20 protein-coding genes are annotated in these 23,811 nt (G+C 71.5%); 10 read left to right on the top strand and 10 right to left on the bottom strand.

From position 1 onward, the window contains the following. Window positions 1-8: 8 nt before the first annotated feature. Together CAP_RS06365 and CAP_RS06360 are read right to left on the bottom strand one after the other, a co-directional pair. A complete protein-coding gene (locus tag CAP_RS06365) occupies window positions 9-1,073 on the bottom strand; it encodes a DUF2167 domain-containing protein (protein WP_156040542.1) in 1,065 nt (354 codons plus the stop codon). Window positions 1,074-1,104: 31 nt separating this feature from the next. Then, window positions 1,105-1,728: a hypothetical protein gene (locus tag CAP_RS06360; protein WP_231511164.1), complete on the bottom strand. Its 624-nt coding sequence runs from the start codon at window positions 1,726-1,728 to the stop codon at window positions 1,105-1,107. A gap of 168 nt (window positions 1,729-1,896) precedes the next feature. Here CAP_RS06360 and CAP_RS06355 point away from each other — a divergent pair, with 168 nt between their 5' ends. From CAP_RS06355 to CAP_RS06340, 4 genes are all read left to right on the top strand, one after another. Continuing rightward, on the top strand, window positions 1,897-2,679 hold the full coding sequence (locus CAP_RS06355) for a hypothetical protein (RefSeq protein ID WP_156040541.1): 783 nt from the start codon (window positions 1,897-1,899) through the stop codon (window positions 2,677-2,679). Between the two features lie 179 nt (window positions 2,680-2,858). After that, window positions 2,859-5,042, top strand: a complete 2,184-nt coding sequence (locus tag CAP_RS06350; protein WP_156040540.1) for an alpha-amylase family glycosyl hydrolase — start codon at window positions 2,859-2,861, stop codon at window positions 5,040-5,042. Next, window positions 5,039-7,096, top strand: a complete 2,058-nt coding sequence (locus CAP_RS43845) for an alpha-amylase family glycosyl hydrolase (protein WP_052374313.1) — start codon at window positions 5,039-5,041, stop codon at window positions 7,094-7,096. The genes CAP_RS06350 and CAP_RS43845 overlap by 4 nt, the downstream gene beginning before the upstream one ends. A gap of 100 nt (window positions 7,097-7,196) precedes the next feature. After that, window positions 7,197-7,400 carry a cold-shock protein gene (locus tag CAP_RS06340; protein ID WP_044237263.1) on the top strand — a complete coding sequence of 68 codons (204 nt, stop codon included), beginning with the start codon at window positions 7,197-7,199 and terminating at the stop codon, window positions 7,398-7,400. A gap of 6 nt (window positions 7,401-7,406) precedes the next feature. Here CAP_RS06340 and CAP_RS06335 read toward each other — a convergent pair whose 3' ends face one another. Next, on the bottom strand, window positions 7,407-10,736 hold the full coding sequence (locus CAP_RS06335) for a UvrD-helicase domain-containing protein (protein ID WP_044237261.1): 3,330 nt from the start codon (window positions 10,734-10,736) through the stop codon (window positions 7,407-7,409). Between the two features lie 428 nt (window positions 10,737-11,164). Between CAP_RS06335 and CAP_RS06330 the strand changes: the two genes are divergently transcribed. The 3 genes from CAP_RS06330 (at window position 11,165) to CAP_RS06320 (ending at window position 14,389) form a co-directional block, all read left to right on the top strand. Then, window positions 11,165-13,285 (top strand): outer membrane protein assembly factor BamB family protein, encoded by a 2,121-nt coding sequence (locus tag CAP_RS06330; protein WP_044237259.1) that lies wholly within the window; start codon window positions 11,165-11,167, stop codon window positions 13,283-13,285. A 167-nt stretch (window positions 13,286-13,452) separates the two neighbouring features. Further along, on the top strand, window positions 13,453-13,977 hold the full coding sequence (locus tag CAP_RS06325) for a hypothetical protein (RefSeq protein ID WP_044237257.1): 525 nt from the start codon (window positions 13,453-13,455) through the stop codon (window positions 13,975-13,977). Next, a complete protein-coding gene (locus CAP_RS06320; RefSeq protein WP_044237255.1) occupies window positions 13,967-14,389 on the top strand; it encodes a DoxX family protein in 423 nt (140 codons plus the stop codon). The genes CAP_RS06325 and CAP_RS06320 overlap by 11 nt, the downstream gene beginning before the upstream one ends. Here CAP_RS06320 and CAP_RS06315 read toward each other — a convergent pair. The 4 genes from CAP_RS06315 to CAP_RS06295 all read right to left on the bottom strand — a co-directional run bounded on the left by CAP_RS06315 (window position 14,379) and on the right by CAP_RS06295 (window position 18,131). Continuing rightward, the gene (locus CAP_RS06315; protein ID WP_197041034.1) at window positions 14,379-15,314 is read right to left on the bottom strand and encodes an FG-GAP-like repeat-containing protein; all 936 of its coding nucleotides are present in this window, start codon (window positions 15,312-15,314) and stop codon (window positions 14,379-14,381) included. The genes CAP_RS06320 and CAP_RS06315 overlap by 11 nt on opposite strands. A gap of 226 nt (window positions 15,315-15,540) precedes the next feature. Further along, window positions 15,541-16,428, bottom strand: a complete 888-nt coding sequence (locus CAP_RS53355) for an STAS domain-containing protein (protein ID WP_231511163.1) — start codon at window positions 16,426-16,428, stop codon at window positions 15,541-15,543. A gap of 360 nt (window positions 16,429-16,788) precedes the next feature. Then, complete coding sequence (locus CAP_RS06305) at window positions 16,789-17,571, bottom strand: class I SAM-dependent methyltransferase (RefSeq protein WP_044237253.1); 783 nt, start codon at window positions 17,569-17,571, stop codon at window positions 16,789-16,791. A 239-nt stretch (window positions 17,572-17,810) separates the two neighbouring features. Then, on the bottom strand, window positions 17,811-18,131 hold the full coding sequence (locus CAP_RS06295) for a hypothetical protein (protein WP_044237248.1): 321 nt from the start codon (window positions 18,129-18,131) through the stop codon (window positions 17,811-17,813). A 273-nt stretch (window positions 18,132-18,404) separates the two neighbouring features. On the opposite strand from CAP_RS06295, the gene CAP_RS06290 reads away from it, so the two are divergent. Further along, the gene (locus CAP_RS06290; protein ID WP_052374305.1) at window positions 18,405-19,358 is read left to right on the top strand and encodes an STAS domain-containing protein; all 954 of its coding nucleotides are present in this window, start codon (window positions 18,405-18,407) and stop codon (window positions 19,356-19,358) included. Here CAP_RS06290 and CAP_RS06285 read toward each other — a convergent pair whose 3' ends face one another. Both CAP_RS06285 and CAP_RS54870 read right to left on the bottom strand, forming a co-directional pair. Further along, window positions 19,359-20,651: an RCC1 domain-containing protein gene (locus CAP_RS06285; protein ID WP_197041033.1), complete on the bottom strand. Its 1,293-nt coding sequence runs from the start codon at window positions 20,649-20,651 to the stop codon at window positions 19,359-19,361. It abuts the gene before it with no gap. After that, window positions 20,648-20,956: a hypothetical protein gene (locus CAP_RS54870; protein ID WP_044237246.1), complete on the bottom strand. Its 309-nt coding sequence runs from the start codon at window positions 20,954-20,956 to the stop codon at window positions 20,648-20,650. The genes CAP_RS06285 and CAP_RS54870 overlap by 4 nt, the downstream gene beginning before the upstream one ends. Window positions 20,957-21,318: 362 nt before the next feature. On the opposite strand from CAP_RS54870, the gene CAP_RS53345 reads away from it, so the two are divergent. Then, on the top strand, window positions 21,319-22,284 hold the full coding sequence (locus tag CAP_RS53345; protein WP_052374300.1) for a PAS domain-containing protein: 966 nt from the start codon (window positions 21,319-21,321) through the stop codon (window positions 22,282-22,284). Window positions 22,285-22,308: 24 nt separating this feature from the next. Here CAP_RS53345 and CAP_RS43835 read toward each other — a convergent pair whose 3' ends face one another. Continuing rightward, window positions 22,309-22,728 carry a hypothetical protein gene (locus CAP_RS43835; RefSeq protein ID WP_052374298.1) on the bottom strand — a complete coding sequence of 140 codons (420 nt, stop codon included), beginning with the start codon at window positions 22,726-22,728 and terminating at the stop codon, window positions 22,309-22,311. Between the two features lie 136 nt (window positions 22,729-22,864). On the opposite strand from CAP_RS43835, the gene CAP_RS06265 reads away from it, so the two are divergent. Beyond that, window positions 22,865-23,809 (top strand): hypothetical protein, encoded by a 945-nt coding sequence (locus CAP_RS06265; RefSeq protein ID WP_197041032.1) that lies wholly within the window; start codon window positions 22,865-22,867, stop codon window positions 23,807-23,809. Window positions 23,810-23,811 lie beyond the last annotated feature (2 nt).

Genomic DNA, 23,811 nt, shown 5'->3' with positions numbered 1-23,811 from the left:
TCGACCGATCAGCCGTCCTTCTTGCGGCCGAAGAGCTTGGCGCCGGCGGCGGCGAGGCCGGCCACGACGATGGCCCCGAGCTTGACCACGCCCTTGCCGAGCTTGCCGAGGATGCCGGTCTTGGCGGCGACCGCGAGCGCGCCGCCGGTCATGAGGCCGACGAGGCCCACCTCGGCGATCTTGTCGCCCGGCTTGAACTCCGCGTAGCGCTCGCCGTCGCTGAAGGAGAAGCCGCCGAGCAGCTTGCGGGCCGCGGGGAGGGCCTCGCCGTACTGCTCGGGCGACACGAGCAGGTTCACCTCCATCACCCCGCGCCTGCCGAGGACGCGGATGTTGTGGTTGATGGTCTCACTTCCGCTGGTGTCGTCCTTGCCCTTGGTGGCCCACTCCAGGTTGTTGGTGGAGGTCTCGTAGCGCGGCGGCGCGGCCCAGCCGACGAGGCTCACCGTGCCCCAGCCGCGCGCGCGGCGGGCGGTGTTGCTGTGGTCGTTGCCCTCGCGCAGGGAGGTGAGGATGGCGTCGGCGTCGATGTCGCTCTGGTCCTCGTCCTTCACGTAGCCGATGTCCGAGAACTCGAAGATCATCGACCACGAGAAGTCGGGCGCGGAGACCATGCCGAGTTCGCTGCCGTTCGTGGGGTTCTGGTTGAGCTCCAGGAAGCGCTTGGTGCCCGCGGCGTCGGCGAAGACGAGGCCCTCCGGGACCACGACGTGCCCGACGTTGCCGAGGACGCCATCGAGGGGGCCCTGCTTCCAGTCGATGGCGAGGAGCTGGCGCACCGCTTCGGGGACCTGCGCATCCTCGCCGGGCATGGCCGGATCGATCGCGGTGGGCGCGGCGGTGGTGTCGGGCGCGGCGGTGGTGTCGGGCGCGGGCTTCGCGGTGGGCCTGGCAGGTCCGACGGGCAGGCTCGCGGGCTTGGTGGTGGACCGGGCCGGGTTCTGCGGCGGGACCTGGATCTGCGGCTGCGGGATCGCGATGTCCGCGCGGGCTGCGGGCCCTGTGAGCGCAACGGCGGGGAGGGCGGCGGCGAGCAGCAAGGCAAGGCGCGGAGCGCGGCGGAGAAGCGGCATGACGCCATCGAAACCGAGGCCCAGGGCCGGGTCAAGGGCGCGCGGATTCGAGGAGCGCTTGCAGGGCCGAGCGGGTCGACTGCACGGTCTCGTCAGGGCCGGTGACCTTGAAGAACCAGTTGCCGCGATCGCCGGTGCGGACGGCGGCGCCGAGCAGGCGGTAGCCCTTCTTGACCATCTCCACGGCGGCCTTCTTCTTCGGTCCCATGGGAGGTCCGAGCGCCACCTTGTAGGTGCCCGTGACCTCGACCATGTCGACCTGCATGCCGCGCACGGTGAACGTGGAGCGCCTGGCGGTGGAGGCGACGTCGCCATCGAACTGGTCGAGCCACGCCTTGAAATTCTTCTCCACGTCGCCCTGGCTGCCCGTGCCGTGGAAGAGGGCGAGCACCTCGACGTCCTCCTTGTCGTTCGCTGCGCGCGGGACCTTGTAGGAGGCCTTCTGGGGGCCGCCTCGGGGGGCATCGACCACGGTCCAGCCCGCGGGGACGTCCCACTGGAGCGGCGGCACCGCGGGGGCGCTCGCGGCCGACGCTGTCGGGCCTGCCTCCGGCTCCGCAGGGGTGCTGCGCGAGCAGGCCGGGAGCAAGGCGAGGAGGGCGGCGGCGGCGGCGGCAGCGGCGAGGGGAGCGGAAAGGGTACGCAGAGGGGGCAAGGAGATCATCGTGCGGCGCGGAGGCTACCACGTGGGGCGGCGGTGAGCGTGCACCCGGCCAGGAGTCCCTGGGTGTCGGCCGCCATGGCGCCGCCAGGCGCGAGCGCGCGAGATCCCGCGCAAATCCCGGGGTTCTGGGCTGGCACGAAGATCGTACGGGGCGGGGCCATGGCAACGACGAATGGACACGGCGAGACGAGCAGCGCGAATGGCGCAGGCAGCGTGAACGGCACGAGCAGTGCGAATGGCGCAGGCAGCGCGACCCGGCCCGACACGCTGACGGCGGAGCAGGAGGCGCAGCTCCTCGGGGAACTCGAACGGATCAGGAGCTACGAGGAAGCGCGCGGGTGCCTCAAGGTCCGGCTGCACCCGAGCAGCACCCTGAAGCGGCAGGACGCGGCGCAGCTCGTGATGCGCGAGGTGGCGGACGGGATCGCGGGGCTCCTGGTCTGCGATCTCGGGTTCGTGAACATCTCGGTGCCGGCGCAGATCGCGAACGAGTGGCAGCGGCCCGCGGAGGAGCTGTGGGCCGTGGCCACGGAGAACGTGAAGGCCGAGGGGAGGCTCGACGAGGTGCTCGGCCTGGAGGTGGGAGTGCCGCTGGATCTGCTGGCCTCGTCGAGCCACTTCGCGGCGAGCCACCTGCTCTTCTTCGAGGAGTACATGCCGCGCGAGGCGGGATATGGCGCGCTCCTCGCGGTGCCGCAGCGTCACCTCCTGGTGAGGCACGTCATCCGCGATCGCGAGGTGCTCACGGCAGCGCACCTGATGGCGTGCGTGATCGACGACTGGGCAGGCAAGGAGGCGGGGGAGATCTCGCGCGATCTCTACTGGTGGAAGGACGGCCACCTGACGCGGCTGCCCCTGAAACGGGCCGGGAGCGGGCTCATCCTGGCAGCGAACGAGGTCTTCTCCCGTGAGGTGCTCGCGCGCGTGCTCGGCGGTGATTGAGGGCGCGCGCCGCGGGATTGAAGCACATGCCGCGGCGCGTCGTGGGCGGCCGAAACCCCCGCGCGGCGATGACGAATGGTCGACGTCGCGGGGGGGTTGGTTTACGGTACTGGCATCCTTCACGAAGACTCGGCACGCCATCTCCGGCCTGATTCCGGGGTTTTCTCAGCATGACCGTCGTGCCCTTCCGTCGTCTCCGGTCCGCCCTCGCCGCGCTCGCCGCGCTCGCTGCGGCGTCCGGGCTTTCCTGCAACGACGAGGGGCACCCCACGCGGGACTGCGCGACGGTGGTCTGGGCGCGGTTGGAGGGCGGTGGTGGCGGCGGCGCGCTGTTCGTGGAGGGGAGCTGGGATGGCTGGGCGAAGCCAGGGATGCCGCTCACGAGCCACGGGGACGGCTGGTACATCGCCGCGCTGTCCTTGCCGCCCGGCGAGTACGGCTACCAGGTGGTCGAGGGCGGGGAGGCGCGGAACGACCGCTACAACCCGCTGACCACCTTCCGGGTGGGGGCCGACGGCGAGGACGAGGAGGTCTCGCTGGCGCGCGCGCCCGATTGCTCCGTGCCCGAGGTGCGGGTCGACGCGGTGGAGGTGAGCGGGGGCGAGGTGACCGTGCGGGGGACCTTCCTCGGCGTGCCGGAGGGGCCGCGGCTGGACCCGGCGCGGCTCGTGGGCGTCTTGCCGAGCGGGGAGCCGCTGACGGTGGCGGAGGTGAACGCTGCGGAGGGGACGTTCGCGCTGCGCGCGACGGGGCTGCGCCGGGGCAAGCACACCATCACCGTGGAGGCGGCGGACACCGAGGCGAAGGCGGCGGCGTCGGTGAAGGCGGTGGGGTGGGTCGAGCCGGCGAGCGCCTCGTGGGACGAGGGGCTGCTCTACCAGATCGTGACCGACAGGTTCCGCGGGGATGGAGGCGCGCCGCTCGGGGCGCCCACCACGCCCGGGGCACGCGCGGGCGGGACGCTCGACGGGATCCGGGCGGAGATCGAGAAGGGGACCTTCGAGGCGCTCGGCGTCACCGGGCTGTGGATCTCGCCGGTGTACACGAACCCCATCGAGGTGCGCTCCGGCAACGACGGGCGGCTCTACGAGGGCTACCACCAGTACTGGCCCCAGGAGCCGCGCTCGGTGGAGCCGCGGATCGGCGGGGAAGAGGCGCTGCGCGCGCTCATCGACGCGGCGCACCGGCGGGGGATCCGGGTGCTGTTCGATCTGGTGCCGAACCACGTGTACGAGTCGAGCGAGCGTTACGTGGAGAACCGCAACCGGGGGTGGTTCAACGAGGGCCCGAGCGCCTGCGTATGCGGGACGCCCGGCTGCGGCTGGGGGCAGTTCATCCAGACCTGCTGGTTCACGCCGTACCTGGCCGACATCCGCTGGCAGAACCCGGACGCGATGCAGATGGCGGTGGACGACGCGCTGTTCTGGATGGACAGCTTCGACGCCGACGGGGTGCGCATCGACGCGGTGCCGATGATGCCGAGAGCCACCACGCGGCGGATCACGGCGGCGCTCCGGGCCCACGCCGAGCCGCGGCAAGCGCTGTTCTCGGTCGGGGAGATCTTCACGGGGCCGGGGCTCGGGGCCATCAACGAGATCCGCTACTTCCTCGGGCCCAACGGGCTCGACGGGGCCTTCGATTTCCCGCTGATGTGGGCGATCCGCGACGCGATCGGCAACGGCCACGGCAGCTTCGAGACCGTGGAGAAGACGATCGTGGAGACGGGCGCGGCGCTCGCCGGATCGGGGGCGGTGCTCGGGCGGATGATCAACAACCACGACGTGTCGCGGTTCATCTCCGACGCGGTGGGGGAGGGCTGGAACGACGCCTGGACGGCGCCGCCGCCCCAGCCGGAGGACGCCGAGGCCTACCAGCGGACGCGCATGGCCCTCGCGCTGGTGCTCACCCTGCCGGGGCTGCCGGTGCTGTACTACGGCGACGAGGTGGCGCTGGCAGGCGCGGGTGATCCGGACAACCGGCGGGTGATGCCGGATCCGGGCGCGCTGTCGGCCGAGCAGGAGGCCACGCGGGCGCTGACGCAGCGGCTCGGGAGGCTGCGGCGCTGCTCGGCGGCGCTGCGCCGGGGCGAGCGCCAGCTCCTCGTGGCGGGGAGGGAGCTCTACGCCTTCCGGCGGGATGCGGGCGACGATGACCCGGTGCTCGCGCTCTTCTCGACGGCCGACGCGCCCGTCGATCTCCCGCTGCCGGTCGGATCTCTGCCGGGCGGGACCTACGTGGACGTCGTGAGCGGCGACCGCGTGGAGCTTGCTCCCGGGACCCCGCTCGCGATGGGCCCGCTCAGTGTCCGCATCCTCGTGCCCCAGGACAGCCCCTGCCTCGAAGCCTCCGGAGACCTGCCATGAGAACCTCGCTTTCCCCGCTCACCGCGCTCGCCCTCGTGGGCGGCTTGCTCGGGATGTCCCTCGCCGCCGCATGCAACGACGACACGCTGCTGGATCGCTACCCGCCGGGCACGGGCGCCTTCGATCCGGGGACGATCCCGCCCGGGTCCGGGAGCGGCTCGGGCTACGGGGCGGGGGGGCCGGGCACGGGTGCCGGGGAGCCAGGGACGGGCGGGGGAGGCGGGATCATCGATCCGGGGCCGCCGCAGTGCGACGACGAGTTCAAGCGCTGCACGCACGAGTTCACCTACCAGGGGACGGGGAACGAGACGAGCGTGGAGGTGCGCGGCAGCTACACGCCGGGCGGCTGGGACGTGGGCGTGCCGATGACCAACCAGGGCGGCGTGTGGACCGCGACGGTCACCGTGCCGTACGAGCAGCAGGTCCAGTACAAGCTGGTCATCGATGGCTCGAACTGGATCGCCGATCCGGACAACCCGGAGCAGGTGAGCGATGGCTTCGGCGGGTACAACTCGCTGCTTTTGCCGGTCACGTGCGACCCGTGGACCTGCCAGGAGCTGCCGGGGACCTTCAACTGGCGCGACGCGGTCCTCTACTTCGTGTTCGTGGATCGCTTCCTCGACGGCAACCCGGCGAACAACGGCTCGAACCCCTCGAACGTGCAGGACGCGGCGCGGTATCAGGGCGGCGACTGGGCGGGCGTGCGGCAGAAGATCGCCGACGGATACTTCACGGAGCTCGGAGTGAACGTCCTCTGGCTGACCGTGCCCATGGACAACACGGAGCTGGCCGGGCAGGGCAACAGCGAGCCTTACTTCTACACCGCCTACCACGGCTACTGGCCCAAGGACCTGACCAAGACCGAGGAGCGCTTCGGGACGTTGCAGGAGTTCCAGCAGCTCGTGGAGGAGGCGCACGCGGCGGGGCTCAAGGTCATCGTCGACTACGCGATGAACCACGTGCATTCGAGCTCTCCCGTCTATCAGCAGAACCCCGGCTGGTTCTGGGCGAACGCCAACGACAACGGCGGCAACTGCATCTGCGGCGACGGCTGCTCGTGGGACGGCGATCCGGGCAAGAAGTGCTGGTTCACGAGCTACCTGCCGGACTTCAACTTCACGGTGCAGGCGGCGCGCGACTGGTCGGTGGAGAACGCCGTGGGGTGGATCCAGCAGACCGGCATCGACGGCTACCGCCTCGACGCGGTGAAGCACATCGAGGATCAGTGGATCCTCGATCTGCGCGCGCGGGTGACGAGCGAGATCGAGTCGGCGACCGGCGAGCACTTCTACATGGTGGGCGAGACGTTCACCGGCGACCGCGGGGTCATCGGCCACTACGTGGACTCGTACAGCATGCTCGACGGGCAGTTCGACTTCCCGCTGCGGGCGAGCATCGTCCGCACCATCCTGATGCGGCAGGGCTCGATGAACGAGCTGGTGAACGAGATGAACATCAGCGACGGCGCGTTCTCGAACGGGATCATGAGCACGTTCATCGGCAACCACGACGTGCCCCGCTCGATCCACTTCGCGCAGGACACGCCGCTCTGGAACGACAACTGGGCCGGCGGCAGGGAGCGGGGCTGGGAGAACCAGCCAGGGCTCCCCGGCGGGCTCTCCGCCTTCGAGCGGCTCGCGAACGGGTTCACGCTCATCTACACGACGAAGGGCGTGCCGCTCATGTACTACGGCGACGAGGTGGGCCTCGCGGGCGCGGGCGATCCGGACAACCGGCGCTTCATGCAGTGGAGCGGCTACTCGGCGGGGCAGACCAAGCTCCTGAACCACGTGAAGAAGCTCGGGTCGATCCGGGCGGCGCACCCGGCGCTGCGCCGCGGGACGCGCCAGACGCTCACGGTCACGGCCGACACGCTGGCCTACGCCATGACGGGCGGGGGCGAGACGGTGTACGTGGCCATCAACCGCAGCGACGCGGCGACGCAGGTGGGCGGGTTGCCCTCGGGGGCATTCACCGACCTCCTGACCAGCGCCACGGTCAACGGGCCGAGCGTCTCGGTGCCGGCGCGGTCGGCGCTGATCCTGGCTCCCTGACGTCGAGGCTCCGCGCGCGAGGCGCCCTGCACGCGAGCTTCACGCGGGCAGGGCAGCGCCAGCCCAGAGGCAGGGCGGAGGCACAAGAAAGAGGGGTTCGATGGCGACGGGCATCGTCTTCTATTTCAGCAAGGACCGGGGCTATGGGGTCATCAAGCAGGACGGCGACGACGCGCAGGTGCGTGTGAACGTGGCCGACATCGAGGTGCCCGAGACGAAGCACCTGATCACGGGGCAGCAGGTGGAGTTCGAGGTGAGCGCCGGAGGGGGAGGGCTGCTCGCGCGCAAGGTCCGGGTGATCTGAAGCCCCTCAGAAGAGCTTGAGCTGGCGCTTGTCGGGGGCGGGAGCCTCGACCTTCTTCGGCTTGGGCTCGTTGCGGTGGCGTTCGAGGAGGGCCTCCTCCACCTCGCGGAGGAAGGGGGAGGGCTCGCTCTTCGTCACCTGGCCACGGCGCAGGCGCTCGCGCGCCCAGCTCAGGTAGAGGCGCTCGCGGGCGCGGGTCATGCCGACGTAGAAGAGGCGGCGCTCCTCGGAGACGTCGGGGTCCTCGTCGCGGGCGATGCGCAGCGGCAAGAGGCCGTCCTCGCAGCCCACCAGGAACACCACCCGGAACTCCAGGCCCTTCGAGGCGTGCAGGGTGAGGAGGGAGACGCGCTCGGCGCGGGGGTCCCAGGCGTCGACCTCGAGTTCGGTGCCGAGCTCCAGGAGGAAGCGGCGGAGGTCGTCGCCGCACGCGCGCGCGAGGGGCACGAGGATCTCGGCGGCGCCGTCGAGATCGAGGGTGGGGGGCAAGGAAGGCGGCGAGGTCGCGGCGTCGGGATCGGGGACCGCGGCGGTGGGCGGTGGGGCCTCGGCGCGGAGCTGGGCTGTCGCCGCGCGGAGCTGGTCGAGCACGGGGCCCTCGGCGCCTTCGGTTTGGGCCGCCTGGCGCATGGCGCGCGCGATGGCCTCGGCGGCGGGGCGCTCGACGAGACCGCGGTGCGAGCGGCGCTGGAAGGGCATGCCGGAGCGGGCGAAGGCCTCGCGGAGGGCTTCGGCCTGGGCCTCGGTGCGGTAGAGGACGGCCACGTCCGAGAAGGAGAGGTCGGTGTCCTCCTCGCCCGCGGCGACGCGGCGGCTGTCGCGGGAGAAGAAGGTGGAGCCGCCGAGGAGGCGCTCGACAGTATGGACCACGAACTCGGCCTCGGCGCGCTCGGTGGGAGCTTCGTGGAGGGTGAGGCGGCGGGCGTCCTCGAAGGTGGCCACGAGCGCGCGGACGCCGAGGGTGGGGGAGGGGGCGATCACCTGCAGGGCGGCGTCGACGATGGCGCGGGTGGAGCGGTAGTTCCGGATCAGGCGCACCACGCGCGCTTCGGGGAAGTCCTGCTGGAAGCGGAAGAAGAAGCCGACGTCGGCGCCGCGGAAGCTGTAGATGGCCTGGTCCGGGTCGCCGATGGCGCACACGTTGCCGGTCTCCGGGACGAGGGCCTGCACGAGGCGGTACTGCTGGGCGTCGATGTCCTGGTACTCGTCGATGGACACGTAGCGGTGGCGGCTGCGCCAGGCTTCCTGCACCTCGGGGTAGGCTTCCAGCACGGCGACGGCGAGGCCCACGAGGTCGTCGAGATCGACGAGCCCGCGCGCGGCGAGGGCGGCGTCGTGGGCACGCCAGGCGCGCGCGATCTCCTCGGAGGGCTGCGGTCCGGCGGCAGAGAGGGCGGCGGGGCCGAGGGGGCTGCGGCGCTTCCAGCTAGAGATGGCCTGGAGGAGCCGCGGGATGCGCCGCGCGCCGGGGGAGGAGGCGCCGAGGGCCTCGGCGAGCAGGGCGGCGCGTTCGTCGTCGCCGGCGATGGACACCAGCGCGGTGCTCGGCGGGGGAGCGCCCGTGGGGCCGCTGCGCAGGGCGGCGACGAGGTCGGGGTGGGCGCGGAGGATGGAGAGCCCCAGGCCGTGGAAGGTCGTCGCGGGGACGCGGGCGCCGCTGGGGCCGAGGAGGGCGCCGAGCCGTTCGCGCAGCTCCTCGGCGGCGCGGCGGGTGAAGGTGATGGTGAGGCACGCTTCGGGCGGGACGCCCTGCTCCTCGACGAGGTGGGCGATGCGGTGGGTGAGCGTGCGGGTCTTGCCGGTGCCAGGACCGGCGAGGAGGAGGAGGGGGCCCTCGGTGATCTCCGCGGCGGCGCGCTGATCGGGGTCGAGGCCTCCGAGCACGCCGGCAGGGGGGGCGGGCGGCGTTGAAGGGGGCGGCGCAGAGGCTCCGGCTCCGCTGGGGGCGCCGGGGGGAGGGGCGCTGCCTGGGAGAGGGGCCAGGGCGCCCGGCGGGGCAGGAGGGGTGGAGGGAGGAGGCGATGCCGGGGAGGGCGGGCGGACCGGGGGCGGCTCCGCGAACAGCAGCCCCGCCACGCGGCCGCGCTGCAGCTCCTCGGGCTGGAAGAGCCGGATCACGCCGTACTCGCCGTCGTAGCCGGCCTGGCGGATGACCTGCCCGGCGCGCATCCGCGTCAGGGCCTCGTCGAGCCGGGGAGGGCCCACGCGCGCGATCTGCTCCACGGGCGCCTCCTCCAGCAGGTGAAGCTCGGGGCCGATGGCGGAGAGCAGCGCTTCGTAGCTGCGCTGCACGGCCTTGCTGGTGGGGCCCACGCCGTGCAGCTCCGCGAGGATCTCGGGCAAGGGGACCAGGTTGCGGAAGCCGCGCGCGCCTTCGAGCTGGAAGCCTTCGGGACGATCGGCGAGGGCCTCCACGCGGTGCAGCACGCCCACGGTCACCGGCTTGCCGCATACCGGGCAGCGGGATTTGCAGGCCCGGGTCTCGGCGGGATCCATCACCACCTGACAGGCGCGGTGACCGTCGAGGTGGTACTTGCCTTCCTCGGGGAAGAACTCGAGCGTGCCTCCGAATCCCTCGCCGGTCTCCAGGGCGCGCCGGAGGGCGAAGTAATCGAGGGGGGTCTCGAACGCGGTCGCCTCGCGACCGAGCTTGCCGGGCGAGTGCGCGTCGGAGCTGGAGACCAGCCGGTAGCGGTCGAGGGACGAGACGCGCCAGTTCATGGCCGGGTCCGAGCTGAGCCCCGTCTCCAGGGCGAAGATGTGGCCCGCGAGATCGCCGTAGCACTCGTCCACGGCGTCGAAGCCTGCCTTGGAGCCCAGCACCGAGAACCAGGGCGTCCAGATGTGCGCCGGCACGAGGTACGCGCCCTCGCTCGAGGCGAGCACCATCTCCAGGAGGTGGCGCGAGTCGAGGCCCAGGATGGGGCGGCCGTCCGCGCCGAGGTTGCCCACGCGTGAGAGGGCCGCGACGAGCCGATCGGCAGCGTCGAAGTCGGGGGCATAGATGAGGTGGTGAATCTTGCGGGTGCGCTCGCCGCGCTTGTAGATGGTCGAGATCTCCACGGAGAGCATGAAGCGGGTGACGCCCTGGCAGGCTTGCGGGAGGCGCTCCTGGACGGTGCGCTCCATGTCGTCGCGCAGGCGGAAGAGGCCAGGTTCGGCGGGGACGAGCTGCGTCTTCAGCTCCTCCAGCCAGGCGGGGTGGGTGAAATCGCCGGTGCCGATGACGGTGATTCCCTTGCGCCTGGCCCAGTAAGCGAGGTGCAGCAGATCGCAGTCGCTGCTCGTCGCGCGTGAATAATGAGAATGGATGTGGAGATCGGCGTAATACCGCATGCTCTGCCCTCGACGCCCTGCGGACGCACCACGGCACTCGTGCGGCTGCACGCGCCGTGGAAGTACGACGGGAGCTGCACGCACGTGCGACGCTCGTAATGCTCCTGCTCCCCGGTGATCAACGGGAGAAATCCCGCGAGAGAACGATTTCACCTGGATCGAAGTCCGCGGTAAACCGGTGGATCCATGGGCAATGCATGCTGGGTTCGTGAATGCATTGGTCATGGTCGTTCGAGGTTGCCGCTGGCAACGCCGATGACAGCGCGATTCGTGAACGCAGGCAGGGAGTCCGCAGGGCCCGGAGGGGGGCAGGCATTGACCTGCACGATGCCGTGTTGCCAGGGGATGGGGCGGAAACCGTGTTTCCGAGGGGCGACTGCCGCTCGGGACGCGTGGACTGCGTCCCCCAAAGGGAATACACATCACCCATGCGACGCTCACCCTGGCTTTCTCTTGCTCTCGTCTCTTCTCTCGCGGCGCTCGTCGGCTGCGGGCCGGACGCGCGTCCGGCGGCGTCACCCCAGCAGGGCCAGGGAGCGGGCGACCCTGCCGGTGCTGCGATCGCAGGCCCTCGTTCCGCGGTCGCGGCCACCCTTGCCGCCTGTCCGGACACGCCGGCGCCGGCAGGGGATCCGCGCGCGTCGGGCATCGAGGCCCTTCTCGGTGGGGAGCCCGGGGCGGCGGAGAGGATCTTCGCCGAGGTGGCGCGCACCCGTCCGGGGGACGCGGCGGCCGAGGCTTTCCTCGCCGCGAGCAAGGCGAGCCTGGCGGCGGCAGGCGCGCGCGCGGCAGCGAAGGCCGAGGCCGTGCCCGTGGTGCACCTCGGGAGGCTGCCGCTCACGCCCGTCGCGGGGAGCGGGTCGGTGAAGGGGGCCAAGGTACGGCTCACCAAGGCCTCCGAGCAGCGCAACTCCATCACGGATGAGGAGGCGTGGCTGAGCGGGCAAGGGCTGACGATGCGCACGAACCGGGACACGGCGCGGGCGCATGCCCACGTGGGCCGCACCTTGCGCGGGGAGCGTGCGTTCGTGGTCTTCGAGGGCCCGGACCACGACGTCACGCTCTATGGCAGGCCCCCGAACCTCCTCGTGGTGACGGCACCGGGGAAGGCGCCGCGGGTCTTCGATGCTTCCGCGGCCACGACGTCACTCGGCAGCCAGTGGTTCGACATCGACTTCGCGCAGCTCGTGGGCCGCGTGCTCGTGGTGCAGCTCGCGTACAACGGCTACTCCAGCAACTCGAATGGCAAGAACGGCTACGTGGCCGCGTTCGACGCCGAGAGCGGGAAGCTCCTGTGGTCGAGCGCGCCGCTCACGGGGAACCTCGGCAACTTCCACATCGCGGGCGGCTCTGTCATCGCGGGGTACGGGTTCACGGACGAGCCCGATTTTCTGTACGTGCTCGATCTGGCGACGGGAGCCGTGGACCAGAAGATCCCGCTGAAGAGTGGCCCACGAGCGATCCTCGCCAAGGGCGACCGTATCCACGTGCGCACGTACGACACGGACTACGTGTTCCGCCCCGAGGGCGCCCTGCCGCCGTCGCCGGCCGCGGAGCTCACGGCTGCGGTGGAGACGCGACCCGGAGCGCCCGTGGGGCCCGAGGCGCGGTGCTGGGCGCGGGCCGCGGTCGCTGCTCTCGATCGGCGCGACGGTCGGGCCCTCGCCGAGGCGGTGCAGGGGCTCGCGCAGCAAGGGGTCGAGCAGGCCACGGTGGCTTCGCTCGACCAGGCGCGCGCCGGGCTCGACGCGCGTCAGGGCGGCAGGGGCAGCATCGATCTCGGCACCGCGGCGCCCATCGTGCTCGCGGCGCCGCCGTGGGGGTATGCGGCGCCTGCGCCTTCCGCGCTGCCGCCCGGCAAGCCTCCGAAGCTCGTCAAGCTGGGGGCCGCGCAGGCCGATCCGGTGCGCTCGACAGGCGGCGCGGGGGATCCCGCGCGGAGGGACTGGTTCCTCGCGTCCGTCGACAGGGGCAACCTCCCCTCGGGGGCGCCGACCGATGTCCCTTCCACTTACGGCGAGGAGTCCCTCCACGCCCTCATCCACTCCGGAGACCGCCGCTTGCTCGTGTACGGCGGCCGCTACCTCGCCATCACCCGGGGAAGCCGCGCGGAGCGGGTCTTCGACTTCGAGGCGTACCGCCATGCGCCCGAGACCAACCCCGAGATGGCGGAGTTCTCGGTGGAGGATGTGACGTACGCCCAGCTCGAGGGGGGGACCCTGTACGTGTGCAACGGGGGGGGCACCTACGCGCGCGAGGTGAAGGGCAAGAAGGGGTTCGTCTCGGCGCTCGACGCCTCCACGGGGCGGCTGCTCTGGCGGAGCGAGCCGCTCGTGTGCAATGCGACCTTCGTGATGGCGGGCGATTACCTGGTCACCGGCTACGGCTTCACCGCCGAGCCCGACCATGTGTTCCTGCTGCGCCGGGCCGACGGCAAGGTGATGCAGAAGGTCGCCATCGAGAGCGGGCCCAGCCTCATCTGCTGGGAGAATGGTCGGATCCTGGTGGAGGCCTACTCCAATCGGTACCTCTTCGACCTGAAGCCCTGAGGGCGCACGCCTGATCGTGGCCATGCGCGTGGTGCGCATGGGAACGACTGGCCCAACGCGTCAACGCGCTTCCGTGAGGACCGTCTGCCTCCGGCGCGCGTTCTGGGATACAGATGGGTCCCATGCGCGCCGTGTGGGGTGCGCCGCATGTCTGCCAGGAGCCCCCCGTGACGCAGTCCATCTTCGTTCGCTTCTGCCACCCTTCGCGCGCGATGGCTGTCGCCTTCGCCGGGGCCCTCGCCGCCGGGGCGCTTTCCTGCGGAGGTGCGGGCGAGGCGCCCACCACGCCTCCACCTCCGCCCGCCGCTCCTCCGATCCCAGCCCTCGACGCGCCCGTCGCCGAGGCACCCGCGGCGAAGCCCGCGCGCGAGGAGGTGGTCATCCACCAGGCTGACATTCACGGCAAGATCAAGGCGCGCGCGGGCAAGCGGATCGTGGTCGAGCCCCTCGTGCTCACCAGCCCGACCTTGCCGGTGAAGGGCAACAAGGCGGGCCTCTACCGGGTGTTGGAGCCGGAGGGCGGGAAGGCGGAGATGCTGCTCATCGCGGACGTGAACGTGGCGACGAGCATGGAGCTCGGCGACAGCGTCGCGCTCGACCTCGTCGACGAGAAGAAGGACGTGCTCATCGCGGGGAAGAAGACGAACCACTACGTCCCCGGGACGAAGGTGCTCGTCCGTTATGAGTGGTGAGGGGCCCGCGGGGAGGGAGTCGCGGCTCAAGATCGGGCTGCGGTGGGTGCTCGCTGTCGCGATGGTCTGGGTGGGCATCACCCACTTCACCGCGCCCGACGGTTTCGTCGCCATCGTGCCGCCCTTCCTGCCGGCGCCGCTCGCGCTCGTGTACGTGAGTGGCGTCGCGGAGATTGCAGGAGGGGTGGGCATCCTCGTGCCGCGGATGCGCCGCGCGGCTGGCTGGGGGCTGATCGCGCTCTATGTCGCCGTCTTTCCCGCCAACATTCACATGGCCCTGCACCAGATTCCGCTCGGAGGCGATCCGGTGCCGGCGTGGGCGCTGTGGGCCCGGCTGCCGTTCCAGGCGGTGTTCATCGCGTGGGCGTGGTGGGTCGCGGCTGCGCGGCCGCGGGGCCACGTCAGGGGGTGATGGCGATGCCGGCGCCCTGGTTCTCGGAGCCGAACCAGCCGGCGACCAGCTTGGGAGAGGTCCAGCCGCGCGTCAGATCGCCCGCAGTGTTCAGCCCGTAGCCGACCCGGTAGTAGCCGTGGTTCTCGCCGCCAGGGTTGTCGATGTGGAAGGCCAGGAGATCGAGCCACCCGTCGCGGTTGACGTCGCCGAGGGCCACGCCGGCGCCCTGGTTCTCGGAGCCGAACCAGCCGGGCACCGTCTTCACGTTCGACCAGCGAGAGGCGTTGCCGTGAGCGTTGAGGTTCCAGCCGATGCGGTAATAACCGCGGTTCTCGCCCTGAGGGTTGTCGATGTGGAAGACCAGGAGGTCCAGCCTCTGGTTGCGATCGATGTCGCCCACCGCGATGGCGCCGCCCTGGTTCTCGGAGCCGAACCAGCCGGGGATCATGATGGGCTCGGACCAGCTCAGGGCCTCGCCGGAGGCGTCGAGGTCCCAGCCGACGCGGTAGTAGCCGTGGTTCTCGCCCCCAGGGTTGTCGATGTGAAAGACCAGGAGATCCGGGCTGCCATTGCGGTCGAGATCGGCCACGGCCAGACCAGCGCCCTGGTCTTCGGCGCCGAACCAGCCGGGGATTGCCAGGAGATCCGACCAGCCCCACCGCAGGTTGCCGGATGCGGTCAGTCCGTAGCCGACGCGGTAGTAGCCGTGGTTCTCGCCCCCAGGGTTGTCGATGTGGAGCGCCACGAGATCGTCGAGCCCGTCGTCGTCGATGTCGGCAATGGCGATATCGGCTCCCTGGTTCGCGGAGCCGAACCAGCCGGGAATGGTCTTCACCGCAGTGAAGCTCCGGGCGTCGCCATTGCGATCCAGATCGCGGCCGACGCGGTAATAGCCGTGGTTCTCGCCCACGGGGTTGTCGACGTGGAAGACGAACAGATTCATGGCGCTCGCGCTCGCGCCCAGGAGCAGCGTGCTGAGCGCTGCGGGAAGGGCGAAGACGGAGACGCGCGAGAGTCGAGGTATCCGAGAGTGATGCGCGGACATGGGTCCTCCTCACCCGGACGAGCGTGTCCGGACAGGGCAGTCGCCCCCGGTAAGCGTGGTGCAGGTACCAGGAACCGCCAGGGGGGCGCGCCGATCGTGCCAATCGTGCCAGTCGTGCCAATCGTCAGAGGCGGCCGCGGTGGCGTCGCGGGTGGGGCGCCGGATCGTCCGTGGTCTCCGGGGTCTTGCGCAGGGCGTAGGCGAGGCCCATCTGCAGCGAGCGCAGGGTGGTGATCGTCGAGAAGTCGACGCCCAGCGACACCAGCGTTCTCGACACGACCGGGCTCAATCCAGTGAGCACCACCTCGGCCCCGAGGAGCTGCGCGGCCCGTGCCGTGCGGATCAGCGCCCCGGCGACCTGCGTGTCCACCGTGCGCACGCCTGTCACGTCGAGCAGCGCCACCCGTGCGCTCTGCGCGGTCACGCCATCGAGGAGCGTCTCCATGATCTGGGCTGCGCGCTCGGTGTCGATCGCGCCGACGAGCGGCATCGCGATCACCCCGTCGGCCAGCGGGACGAGCGGCGTCGCCAGCTCGCGGAGCGCCGCCTGCTGGGTGCGGATCAGCTCCTGTTGCAGCGCGGTGCGCTCGGCATTGAGCTGCTCGACTTTCCGCCGCTCCAGCATCTTCTCGGTCACCTCCACGACCAGGACCAGGATGCCCTCCACGTTGCCGGCAGGGGAGCACATGGGCTGGTACACGAAGTCCAGCCACTTCTCCCGGAGCGGCCCGTTTTCCCCTTCCTGGAGCAAGACCAGCACGTCGGCGGCGGAGTACACGGTCGCGCTCCGGTAGACCTCGTCGAGGATGTCGACGAACCCCTGTGCGGTGATCTCCGGCAAGGCCTCCCGCAAGGGTTTGCCGAGGAGCGGGCGGCTGCCGGTGAGGGCGAGGTAGCGGCTGTTCGCGAGCTCGTAGACCATGCCGGGTCCGCGCAGGTAGCAGACGCCCGCGGGTATCCCCATGAGCAAGTGGAGCGCGTGCCGTTGCTCTGCCTGAACGGTTTCCCTCACCCGCGCGAGCTCTTCGCGGAGGTGATCCCGCTCCGAGCGCAGTGAAGCAACGAGATGGTCGTGCGTGTCCGCCTCTAACGCGAGTTCAACGTCCATCGAGTCCCCTCCCAGCAAGGCTGCGTTCAGGCGGTGGCGGCCATACTCCGCACCACGACCGGACGCTCCTGAGCATATTTCACGCCCCTCCGAGCATGATGTCCAGCGCGCAATGAGGTGGCGGGAGGGAGTCAGCTCCGCGGGGATCGGCGCAGGCACGGCGCCACTGAAGATGTGAACGGAGGCTCGGGTGCAAGGATCCGGAATCACTCACCGCAACCGTGTCTCGGTCGCAGGGCTCCCGATCGATCCGCCGTCAGTGACTCAATGCGGCACCGCGTAGAGGTGGAGGTGTGTGCCGGCGCCGGCGGTGAGGGGGGCGCGCGGGCGGTGCGCGTGCAGGTGGTGCGACCCGGCGAAGGCCTCGCGCAAGGCGTGCGGAGGGGTCCTGGCGCTGGTCTTCAGCACCACGAGGAAGGGCGCTCCTCGGCGTGAACGACGGATGCCGTCCACGATGGCGCCGAGGGGAGGGGAGGTGTCGCCTGGGGTGCCGTCATCAGGGAGGGAAGCGGCGCCCGAGGGAGGCGCCACGACGTAGGTGTCGTGAGGCCCGCGCGGCGCGAGCTGGCCGAGGAGATCGCGGTAGTCTGCCCGGTGCAGCGCGACAGGGCCTCCCGTCGCGCTCAGGTTGTGCTGGGTGGCGGCATGGACGCGGGCGTCCAGCTCCGAGGCCTGAACGAGCACGCCGAGGCGGCGCCCGAGGTGGAAGCCGACGTTGCCCGAGCCGCAGAACAGATCGGCCACCAGCAGGTCCGGTGTGCGGCGGGGCCTGCCGAGGAGCGTGTAGAGGGCCTCCGCGATCGCCACGCAGTGCATGTCGACGGTGCATTCGAGGGCGGTGCGCCCCAGGACGCGCAGCCCGGCCGCGGCCATCCGGGGTGCAGGGACTCCGTAGAGGGCCATGTCCTCGGCGCGGCCGTGGACGAGGCGTCCCACCTCCCCGAGCTCTGCGGGCGCAAGCTCGCGGAATCCGGCAGCGCTGAGCAGGTCGTCGCGCCACTGGCGGTAGCTCGCGTGGCCGCCGTGGGTAGCCTCCTGGGTCTCCATTCATCCCTCCCCCCTCGTGAGCGCCGCCATGCCGCGCGCGCCTTCCGCGGTGTGCACGTGGGGCGCTCGCCGGCGCTGGCTCCGACGCATGTCTCGGCGGCTCACCGGAGCGCCAGCGAGCCAGTACATGGCAGAACCATGCGGCGCGGTCCTCTGCAACCGCGATTTCATCGTCGGCTCGGCGAATGGCGCGCGGCTCCCGTCCTGCGCGATGGCCGGCATCGCTCTCCGGAGGAAGCTCATGTCCGGGGCGACGAAGGCGGGGCGGCAGGCGCCCTGATCGCAGGTCTGCATCCTTCGCCGTCGGGACAGGAGACGCCGCCGCGCGTCCCCGGGAGCTGCAGCTCGGTGCCGGGAGAGGGGTACTCCGCCGCGAGCTCCACGCGCTCGTCGGTCTCGATCTCCAGGCGGGTGCGGTCGACGTCCTTGGGGACGGCGAGGTCGGTCGAGAGCGCGCTCACGATCGCGCCCTGCTCTGCGCCGCAGCCCACGAGCAACGGGGCGCCGAGCGCAGGGAGCACGGTGGACAGGAAGCGGCAGAGGCGGCGCGTCGAGGGCATGAAGCGGGGAGTCACTGGAGCGGCACCTGCCGGGGTCGAGCGGGAGGAGGACGCCGGGCCGCGGAGGGCATCTTCCTCGTCCGGGGAAGGATCTCGGCCGGGCCAGAGGGAACGGCGAGCCGCGGACGGTCAGGGGACAGGCAAACCAAGCCCGGATCCACTGTCAACAAGGGAGTTCGTGGCGCTCCCTCCGGCGGTAGGAGAGGCGCCCGACAGAAGACGCAGAGAGTCCCGGATGGTCATTGCTCCTGTGGTAGACACGTCGGTTGACCCATGACCCAGGAAGAGACCGAGACGCTGCGCGAGCAGGTGGTCGCGCTGCAGGCGCAGGTGGCCCGGCTCCACGGAGAGCTCGCGGCGGTCAGGAGCGTCCAGGAGGAGCGGCGGGGCCTCACGGCGGCGCTGGAGAACATCCTCCGCGCCGTGCCGGACTTCTTCTTCCAGGTGCGCCGCGACGGCACCGTCGTGCGTTTCCTCGCGAAGCGCACCGAGGAGCTTTACGTGCCGCCCGAGGTGTTCCTGGGCAAGCGGATGCAGGACGTGCTGACGCCCGAGGTGGGCGCGCTCTTCGCGCAGGCGTTCGCGCAGGTGAAAGCGTCGGAGGGCTCCGCAGAGGTCGAGTACGAGCTGGAGACGCTGGGCCACCCGGCGTGGTTCGAGGCGCGGATCCTCCCCCTCGACGACGAACACCTGATCGTGGTGGTCCGGGACGTGACAGCGCAGCGGCGCGACCGGGAGGCTCTCCACGCGCTGAACGCGCAGCTCGAAGCGCGGGTGCGTGAGCGCACCGAGGCGCTGGAGGTGGCGGCCGCGGAGCGTCTGGGGCTTCAGCAGCAGGTCATCGAGGCCCAGCGGGCGTCGCTGCGGGCGCTCTCCGCGCCTCTCGTGCCCATCGCGCGGGGCGTGGTCGCGGTGCCCCTCATCGGCGAGCTCGACGCGGAGCGGGCGGCGCAGATGCTGGAGACGCTCCTCGAAGGGGTGCAGGCGCGCGGTGCCGCGGTGGTCCTGCTGGACGTCACCGGGGTGCCGCACGTGGACGCCGAGGCGGCCGCGGCCGTGGTGCGGGTGGCACGGGCGGTGGGGCTGCTCGGCGCGGAGCTGGTCCTGACCGGCATCGGGCCGCAGGTGGCGCAGGCGCTGGTGGGGATGGATGCGGAGCTGAGCGACATCCGCACGGTCCGCGGGCTGGAGCAAGGCATCGCGTACGCGCTGCGGCGCGCGCTGTGATCAGGGGCAGGTGAACAGCGAGGGGATCGGCGTGGTGTGGTCCCCGAGCGCGTTGCTGCCGAGCTGGTAGAAGGCGTTCGCGCCCCAGCCCTGGAGGACACCGTCGCCGTCGAGGGCGAGGGCGTGGGTGTCGCCGGCGGTGAACATCACCACGCCCGTCAGGCCCTGTGCCTGCACGGGCAGGAGGCGGTTGACCGTGCTGCCGTCGCCGAGCGCCCCGTACTGGTTCTTGCCCCAGGACCAGACGGTGCCGTCTCCCTTGAGGGCCGCGCTGCGGAGGCTGCCGACGTCAACGGCCACGACGTCGGCGAGGTTCAGCACCTGGGCGGGGGCGCTCCGGTTCGTGGTGGTGCCGTCGCCGAGCGCGCCGTTCGCGTTGTTGCCCCAGGCCCAGACGGTGCCGTCGTCCCGGAGGGCCAGGGCGTGGGCGTAGTGCGCCCGGATCGCGGTGACCCCCGAGAGGGCCGGGATCTGCGCAGGCGTGAGGCGGCTGGTCAGGGTGCCGTCGCCGAGCTGGCCGTCGCTGTTGATGCCCCAGGACCAGACGGTGCCGTCGCTCCTGAGCGCCACGCTGAAGCGATGGCCGGCGGCGATGGCGGTGACGCCGGTGAGGCCCTGGACCTGCACCGGCGTCGGGCGGTTGGTGGTGGTGCCGTCGCCGAGCTGGCCATCGTTGTTCCAGCCCCAGGCCCAGACGGTGCCGTCGTTCCGCAGCGCCATGCTGTGCGAGAAGCCAGCGGCGATGGCCACCATGCCGGGGGGCGTCGCTGCCTGGCGGGGCACGGTCTCGAACGCGCTGGCCGTGCCGGTACCGAGCTGCTCGTAGTTGTTCGTGCCCCACCCCCAGACGGTGCCGTCGCTCTTGAGCGCCAGGGTGTAGAGGTCCCAGGCGTCGATGGCCACGACGCTGGCGAGGTTCGGGACCGGCATGGGGGTGGAGCGGGTGGTCATGGTGCCGTCGCCGAGCTCGCCGTAGGCGTTGTTGCCCCAGGCCCAGACTGTGCCGTCCGTCCCGAGGACCGCGCTGTGGACGCGGCCGCCCTCGAGGCCGACGAGGCAGGTGGCGACCTCGCAGGTGGCGCCGACGTAGCCGGGCGCGCAGGTGCAGGTGACGCCGTTCGCGCCCTGGCTGCAGGTGCCGCCGTTCAGGCAGGGGTTCACGGGGCAGGCGTCGTCGCTGGTGCAGGTGCTCGGCATGCCCTGGCAGGTGAAGCCTGGCTCGACGACGCAGGTGGCGGCGCAGCCGTCGCCATCGACCATGTTCCCGTCGTCGCACACTTCACCGCCGCTCACGACGCCATCGCCGCACACCGCGGGCGCGCCGCCACCCTGGCCACCTTGCCCACCCTGGCCACCCTGGCCGTCGCCACCCTGACCACCGTCGCCGCCATGTCCGCTGTGACCACCGCCATCGCCGCTGCTGCCGCCGTGTGCCCCGTGGCCTCCGTGCCCGCCGTGGCCGCCGCCATGTCCGCCGTCGCCGCTGCTGCCGCCCTCGCCGCCGTGTCCACCGCCGTGTCCACCGTGGCCGCTGCCACCGTGCCCGCCGTGCCCGCCGTGCCCTTGCGCGCCTGCGCCGCCCTGACCGCCCTCGCCACCCGGCGGCGTGCTCCCGTCACCACCACACGCGGCGGTCAGCGAAAGGCTCCCCAGCAGCGTACATGCGCCAAGGAGCGCCGATGCCGTGGCATGTCCCCGCACCGCCCGTCGATCCTGCCGCCCGTGTCCCTCGTGCATCTTCGTGATCCTCGGTGTGAAGGTCGCTCGTGCTCGCTGTGCGCCGAGGCCCTCGGGCGCTCGCGCAGGCGAGGTGGAGCGAGACCTGCTGTCCTAGGGCGGGTTCTCTCCGGGATCCACGTCGAAGCGTGTCACGCGCAGGGGTCGGCTACCCTCCAGCCTGGACAGTGAAGGGCGGTTCGGGGCACATCTACGCGACGGACTGCTACCAGCGGGGAGAGTTATGAGCGAGCGCAACGAGCCGCAGAACGCTTTGGAGGCGGAGAACCAGGCGCTCCGGGGGCAGCTCGCCGAGGTGCAGGCGGAGCGGGATCGGGTGCAGGCGGAGCTGGAAAGCGCGCGCGACAGGCTGCGCGCGGGGAAGCAGGAGGGGGTCCACCTGCTCATGAACCTGTCAACGGCCATCTGCTACCTGCGCGGTCCGGACCTGGTCTTCGAGTACGCGAACGGTCACTACCTCGACCTCGTCGGCAGGCGCGACATCCTCGGCAAGCCGCTCGCCGAGGTGCTCCAGGAGGTCGCGGGGTTCGGCCTGCGCGACCTGCTCCTGCACGTCTACGAGACTGGCGAGGCGTACGAGGGCATCGAGGAGCTTGGCCAGAAGCTGCGGAAGGATGGCGCGGAGCCGGAGCCGCGGTGGTTCGATCGGGTGTACCAGCCCCTGCATGGGCCCGGTGGGCAGATCGAGGGCGTGCTGGCGCAGGTGACGGACGTCACCGACAAGGTGCTGGCGCGCCGGAAGCTCGAGCAGCTCGGCGCGGAGCGGGAGGCGCTGCAGGAGGAGCTGATCCGCGCCCAGCAGGAGGCGCTGCGGGAGCTGGCGACGCCGCTCGTGCCGCTCGCGGAAGGGGTGATCGCCATGCCACTCATCGGCTCCATCGACGCCGAGCGTGCGGGCCAGATCCTGGAGGTGCTGCTCGAGGGGGTGAGCGCGCAGCGGGCCCGCATGGCGCTGCTCGACGTGACCGGGGTGCGGACCATGGACGAGACGGTGGCCGAGGCGCTCCTCCGCGCGGCGCGGGCGGCGCAGCTCCTCGGCGCCGAGGTGGTGCTGACCGGGCTCGGGCCGGGCATCGCCCAGGCGCTGGTGGCGCTCGGCGTGGACTTCGGGGGGATCACCACGCTGCGCTCGCTCCAGGAGGGGATCCGCCACGCGCTGGGCCAGGGCAGGCGCGCGGGCTTCCGCTGAGGGGCCTCACTGGTGAGGCGCGCCTCAGCGAAGGGGGCGCGGGAGGGTGGAGTGGCTCAGGAGCCAGCCCACGGCGAGCGCCTCGTCCATGTACACCTGGACCTCGTGCAGGCCGGTATCGCCCAGGTTGCGCGTGACCTGCAGGCGCCCGGCGTGGGTCCTGACGAGCAAGGCCGAGCGGCGAAACCCCGTGAAGAGGGGGCGCGCGTACGCGGCGACGTACTCCTCGAAGGCAGGGTCGTTGCGCGGAGGGGCGAGGCGCACGTCGGCAAGCTGGGCGTAGCGTGTGCGGTCCAGGGTCGCGAGGGCCTGCAAGGACGCCTCGGAGGAGGTGCGCAGCTCGGCGATGGAGGGGAACGGGACGGAGGTACGCACCCGGCGGATGAGGCCACGGGCGTCGTCGACGGTGATGAAGCTGTAGTCGCTCCGGTGAATCTCGCGCACCGGGTCGACCTTACCCGAGCCGCTGCCACGCGTGGAGCTGTGACCTTGCGCTGCGGCGCAGCACCGGGCGAGCCCGCCCAGTGACCCCGGACGGTAGGCGTGACGCATGGCGCGTGCTGCGCTACCAGCGCCCGTCATGAACCCGTCGATGCGCTCCACCCCCGTGCGCGATGCGCTCCTGGCCCTGCGCCCCGCGGAGGACGTGGCGGAGGACGTGGCGGAGGACGTACATGCGCGCGCGTTCCAGGCCGTCGCCGAGCTTCTCCTGAACCGGGCGACGCTGTTCATCGCGGGGGTCCCGCACCGGCTCACCGAGATCGAGGTCTACTGGGATGGCCCCGGGCACCGCGATCCCTTCACCCACGGCGACGTGCTCCAGAAGCGGGCCGGGACCTGGTACTTCCACCGCCAGAGCGGCGGCGCGTACAAGGGGGGGACTTACAAGGGGGTCGACGTCGCCTTCGGCAGCGAGGTCGCGTTCGGCGGCATCCTGGTGCGGGGAGCACGGGAGATCGGCGGGGCCGCGGGCGGGGCCGCGGAGACTGCGGGGGCTGCGGGGACTGCGGGGGCTGGCGCGATCCTCGACGGCTCCTGCGTGTTCGTGGATCACGTCCTGGCCCGTGCCGGCGCGGCTTCCATCGCCGACCTCCTGGCGACGTTCGATGCCTCCGTCGATGCGCCGGGGGAGGGGGCCTCGTCTCCGCTGTACCTGGCGCTCGACGAGGCGGCGGAGGAGCGCCTGCCCGTGTACGCCTCGTCCCGGGTGGGGCTCACCCTCAAGAAGGGGCCGACGGAGGCGCGTCAGCGTTTCCTGGCAAAGCGTTACCGTTTCCTGACGGCGCCGCAGGACACCCGGAAGGGCCGCGCGCAGATCGTGGTGGCGCTGCACGAGCAGGGCCTGGACGAGGGGGAGATCGCGGCGGTGACCGGCGTGTCGCGGGTGAACGTCGGCAAGTACGTGCGGGCGTACGAGGGGGGCAAGCTGCGGGACCCGGCGGCGTTTGCGGGGGAGCTGTCGACCGAGGATCTCTGCGCGCTGCTCGGAGCGTGCGCGCAGCGGTTCGGAGGTGGCGGGTCCTGATC

The organism is Chondromyces apiculatus DSM 436 (assembly GCF_000601485.1).
GTDB classification, from domain to species: domain Bacteria; phylum Myxococcota_A; class Polyangia; order Polyangiales; family Polyangiaceae; genus Chondromyces; species Chondromyces apiculatus.
The sequence above is the reverse complement of the archived record's forward strand: the minus strand, read 5'-3'. Positions and strand labels throughout refer to the sequence as shown.

Coding starts and splice junctions, on each gene's coding strand:
- CAP_RS06365 (WP_156040542.1), bottom strand. CDS start 1,073: ATGCCGCTTCTCCGCCGCGCTCCGCGCCTTGCCTTGCTGCTCGCCGCC.
- CAP_RS06355 (WP_156040541.1), top strand. CDS start 1,897: ATGGCAACGACGAATGGACACGGCGAGACGAGCAGCGCGAATGGCGCA.
- CAP_RS43845 (WP_052374313.1), top strand. CDS start 5,039: ATGAGAACCTCGCTTTCCCCGCTCACCGCGCTCGCCCTCGTGGGCGGC.
- CAP_RS06340 (WP_044237263.1), top strand. CDS start 7,197: ATGGCGACGGGCATCGTCTTCTATTTCAGCAAGGACCGGGGCTATGGG.
- CAP_RS06335 (WP_044237261.1), bottom strand. CDS start 10,736: ATGCGGTATTACGCCGATCTCCACATCCATTCTCATTATTCACGCGCG.
- CAP_RS06330 (WP_044237259.1), top strand. CDS start 11,165: ATGCGACGCTCACCCTGGCTTTCTCTTGCTCTCGTCTCTTCTCTCGCG.
- CAP_RS06320 (WP_044237255.1), top strand. CDS start 13,967: ATGAGTGGTGAGGGGCCCGCGGGGAGGGAGTCGCGGCTCAAGATCGGG.
- CAP_RS06315 (WP_197041034.1), bottom strand. CDS start 15,314: ATGAATCTGTTCGTCTTCCACGTCGACAACCCCGTGGGCGAGAACCAC.
- CAP_RS06305 (WP_044237253.1), bottom strand. CDS start 17,571: ATGGAGACCCAGGAGGCTACCCACGGCGGCCACGCGAGCTACCGCCAG.
- CAP_RS06295 (WP_044237248.1), bottom strand. CDS start 18,131: ATGCCCTCGACGCGCCGCCTCTGCCGCTTCCTGTCCACCGTGCTCCCT.
- CAP_RS06290 (WP_052374305.1), top strand. CDS start 18,405: ATGACCCAGGAAGAGACCGAGACGCTGCGCGAGCAGGTGGTCGCGCTG.
- CAP_RS53345 (WP_052374300.1), top strand. CDS start 21,319: ATGAGCGAGCGCAACGAGCCGCAGAACGCTTTGGAGGCGGAGAACCAG.
- CAP_RS06265 (WP_197041032.1), top strand. CDS start 22,865: ATGAACCCGTCGATGCGCTCCACCCCCGTGCGCGATGCGCTCCTGGCC.